The organism is Nocardioides sp. NPDC059952 (assembly GCF_042730435.1).
Lineage (GTDB): Bacteria > Actinomycetota > Actinomycetes > Propionibacteriales > Nocardioidaceae > Nocardioides.
The window spans coordinates 1-3,625 of record NZ_JBHWLY010000140.1 but is presented as its reverse complement, the minus strand read 5'-3'; the positions used below and the strand labels follow the sequence as shown (position 1 = coordinate 3,625).

The window sequence follows — 3,625 nt, the reverse complement described above, 5'->3', positions numbered from 1 at the left end:
TTTCCTTTACCTGACCTTGTCACCCCGCGAGCTACGCTCGCAGGGTCACAACGCGAAGAGATCGAGCGAGCGCAGCGGCTGAGCCTGCGAAGCTGCGAAGCGGGTCGAGATCTACGTAAGAAGTACGCAACGAGCGGCGCGGTCCCCACGGGGGCCGCGCCGCTCGTCATCTCACCGGGTCTCGGCTACATCTCCATGTCGGACATGTCGGTGATCTTGCCGCTCGGCTTCTGGATGGTCACCGGCTCGCCGTGAGCGGACAGGTCGAAGACGATGTTCCCGGCGTCGCCGCCGTTCATCTTCATCCGCACCAGCCGCCCCTCGGAGTCGACGTTGACATCGACCGTCGAGCCCTCCGCGCCGAAGTCCGACTCACCCGCGGCGAACGTGTAGTGGGAGGTGTCGACACTCTCGATCGCCTCCTGCCCGACGTACGTCGTGGTGTCCGCAGAGATCGCACGGGTGACGGAGTCGAGGAAGAGGTTGGGCGCGGGCATCATCGCGGACATCACGCTGGCGAATCCGCCCATCACCCACTCGCCGTCCATGCTGGCGTACGTGGTGTCGTCGAGAATGACGAACTCGACCGTGCTCGGTTCGTCGGCACCGCGGATCTCGCCCTTCACCTGGAAGGCCATCGGGTCCTGCTGGAAGTCGCCTTCGCCGGTCCCGGCGATCTTCTCGCCCTCCTCGACGGCGTTGATCTCCATCTCGACGTGGACCGTCGACATGGACTCGGCGGCCGCTTCCACGACCTTCGTGGCCTCGGACGCCGACAGCGTGGTGCCGGGCTCGATGGAAGGTGCGGCGTCGGCTGCGTCGTTCGCGTCGCTGCCGTTCCCGCCGCACGCTGCAACGGTGCAGGTCGCGGTCAGGGCGAGGGCGGCCGCAGCGAGGCGGCGCCGGGTTGTGGGCCGGTTCTGGGTGGTACGCACGTCTGTGTGCCTTTCAAGACTGATCCGATGACCGATCGCTCCCGAGCGCGGCCAGTCGAAGCAGGCGCATTCTGCGCACAATCTCTTTACCCCCGCGGGGTTGTCGCCAAACCGTTATCCGCCCCGGCGTACGATCGCGGATGTGACTGAGCTGCGCTTCGTTGAGGTCGGGACGATCGACTACCTGGACGCCTGGGAGCTGCAGAAGCAGATCCACCAGCGCGTCGTGGACCGCGAAGAGCCCGACACCGTGCTGCTGCTCGAGCACCCGCCGACCTACACCGCGGGGAAGCGTACGAAGCCGGAGGACCGGCCCGCGGATCCCGGTGGCGCGCCGGTGATCGACGTCGACCGCGGCGGTGAGGTGACCTTCCACGGCCCCGGCCAGATCGTCGCCTACCCGATCGTGCGGCTGCCGGAGAAGGTCAAGGTCGTCGACTTCGTACGCCGCCTGGAGCAGGCGATGATCCGCACCTGTGCCGCGTTCGGCGTCACCGCCTACCGGGTCCCGGGCCGCAGCGGCGTGTGGCTGCCCGCGGGCGAGACCCCCGACGGCGTACGCCGCCTGGAGCGCAAGGTCGGGGCGATCGGGCTGCGGGTCAGCCAGCACGTGACCATGCACGGCATCGCGCTCAACTGCGACGTCGACCTGGGGTGGTACGAGCGGTTCGTGCCGTGCGGGATCTCTGACGCCGGCGTGACCACGCTCTCGATCGAGGCGGGGCGGCAGATCGGCAACACCGAGGCGATGCCCGTCCTCCACGAGCAGGTCGCCGAGATGCTCTCCTGGCGCGACTACGACCAGGGCGAGAGCCTGGAGCCCAAGCCTGACCCGGCCAAGACTCCCCGGGTCCCGCTGCTCTCCCCCAGCCTGGGCTAGATCCGGAGTGACCGTCCAGTAACAACCTGGCTTCGAGGTTCCGCCCCCACGCGGCGTAGGCTTGTGGGGTGACTCAAGCTCCTGCCCCAGAAGGTCGCAAGCTCCTCCGTCTCGAGGTCCGCAACGCGCAGACTCCGATCGAACGCAAACCGGAGTGGATCAAGACCAAAGCGAAGATGGGGCCGGAATACAAGGAGCTCACCGCGCTGGTGAAGTCCGAGGGCCTGCACACGGTGTGCCAGGAGGCCGGCTGCCCCAACATCTTCGAATGCTGGGAGGACCGCGAGGCCACCTTCCTCATCGGTGGCGACCAGTGCACCCGGCGCTGCGACTTCTGCCAGATCGACACCGGCAAGCCGACCGACCTCGACCGCGACGAGCCGCGCCGCGTGGCCGAGTCCGTGCAGACCATGGGCCTGAAGTACGCCACCATCACCGGCGTCGCCCGTGACGACCTCGCCGACGGCGGCGCCTGGCTCTACGCCGAGACGGTCAAGCAGATCCACGAGCTCAACCCCGAGACCGGCGTCGAGAACCTCATCCCCGACTTCAACGGCATCCCGGAGCTCCTCCAGGAGGTCTTCGAGTCCCGTCCCGAGGTGCTCGCCCACAACGTCGAGACCGTCCCGCGGATCTTCAAGCGGATCCGCCCGGCGTTCCGCTACGAGCGCAGCCTCGATGTGATCACCCAGGCCCGCGACTTCGGGCTGGTCACCAAGTCCAACCTGATCCTGGGCATGGGCGAGACCCGCGAGGAGGTCTCCGAGGCGCTGCGCGACCTGCACGCGGCCGGCTGCGAGCTGATCACGATCACGCAGTACCTGCGCCCGAGCGTGCGTCACCACCCCGTCGAGCGCTGGGTCAAGCCCGAGGAGTTCATCGAGCTCCAGGCCGAGGCCGAGGAGATCGGCTTCTCCGGAGTCATGTCCGGACCGCTCGTTCGTTCGTCCTACCGCGCCGGTCGGCTGTACCGTCAGGCGATCGAGGCGCGAGACGCCTCCTCCGTGGCCTGAGTCCCTGCGTACGAGAACTGAAAGAGGAAGATGTCCCAGACCGATCCGAGCAGCATGAGTCGCCGCCAGCAGATGGTGGAGACCTACAAGCTCACCAAGCAGTCAGACCCCAAGATCGGCCTCATCCTCGGCTCGATCTTCGTGGTCGTCGCCGCGGTCGCCGGCGTGATCTTCTGGTTCCTGCCCGGTGAGGGCATCTTCTCCTGGATCTTCACGATCGTCGGCGCCCTGCTGGCCGGCCTCCTCGCCGCGATGGTGGTCTTCTCGCGGCGCGCGCAGAAGGTGATGTACTCCCGGCTCGAGGGCCAGATCGGTGGCGGGTACGCCGCCCTGACCATGCTCCGCCGTGGCTGGACCGTCACCCAGGCGGTAGGCGTCGAGCCGCGCAGCCAGACCCTCGTGCACCGTGTGGTCGGTCCTCCGGGGGTCGTCCTCGTGGGCGAGGGCAACAGCCCGAGCAAGGTCCGCTCCCTGCTGGCCAGCACCAAGCGCACCCACGCCCGGGTCCTGGCCGACGTGCCGATCACGACCGTCGTCGCCGGCAACGGTGAGGACGAGGTCCCGCTGCCGCAGCTGACCAAGCACGTCACCAAGATCGGCCGCAACGTCTCCGGTCCCGAGATCACCGACATCCTCAACCGCCTCAAGGCGGTCGACGCCACCCGCGGCACCATGCCGATCCCGAAGGGCCCCGTCCCGACCTCGATGAAGGGCATGCGCGGCAACCTCCGCGGCCGCTGAGTCCTCGCGTTTGCCCGGCGCAAGCGCCGGGCAAGGCTCGGATGTCGGCGCAGGCT

The 3,625-nt window shown here is 68.0% G+C and carries 4 protein-coding genes; 3 read left to right on the top strand and 1 reads right to left on the bottom strand.

Translation table 11 applies throughout. The annotated features are described in order from the left end of the window. Positions 1-185: 185 nt before the first annotated feature. Positions 186-935 (bottom strand): DUF6612 family protein, encoded by a 750-nt coding sequence (locus ACFV9G_RS29705; protein ID WP_378733065.1) that lies wholly within the window; start codon positions 933-935, stop codon positions 186-188. 142 nt (positions 936-1,077) lie between these two features. Here ACFV9G_RS29705 and lipB point away from each other — a divergent pair, with 142 nt between their 5' ends. The 3 genes from lipB to ACFV9G_RS29690 all read left to right on the top strand — a co-directional run bounded on the left by lipB (position 1,078) and on the right by ACFV9G_RS29690 (position 3,569). Beyond that, the gene (gene lipB, locus ACFV9G_RS29700) at positions 1,078-1,815 is read left to right on the top strand and encodes a lipoyl(octanoyl) transferase LipB (RefSeq protein ID WP_378733063.1); all 738 of its coding nucleotides are present in this window, start codon (positions 1,078-1,080) and stop codon (positions 1,813-1,815) included. Between the two features lie 68 nt (positions 1,816-1,883). Then, positions 1,884-2,828 (top strand): lipoyl synthase, encoded by a 945-nt coding sequence (gene lipA / locus ACFV9G_RS29695; RefSeq protein WP_091040837.1) that lies wholly within the window; start codon positions 1,884-1,886, stop codon positions 2,826-2,828. A gap of 30 nt (positions 2,829-2,858) precedes the next feature. Then, entirely contained in the window at positions 2,859-3,569 is a 711-nt protein-coding gene (locus tag ACFV9G_RS29690) for a DUF4191 domain-containing protein (protein WP_378733061.1), read from the top strand. Positions 3,570-3,625 lie beyond the last annotated feature (56 nt).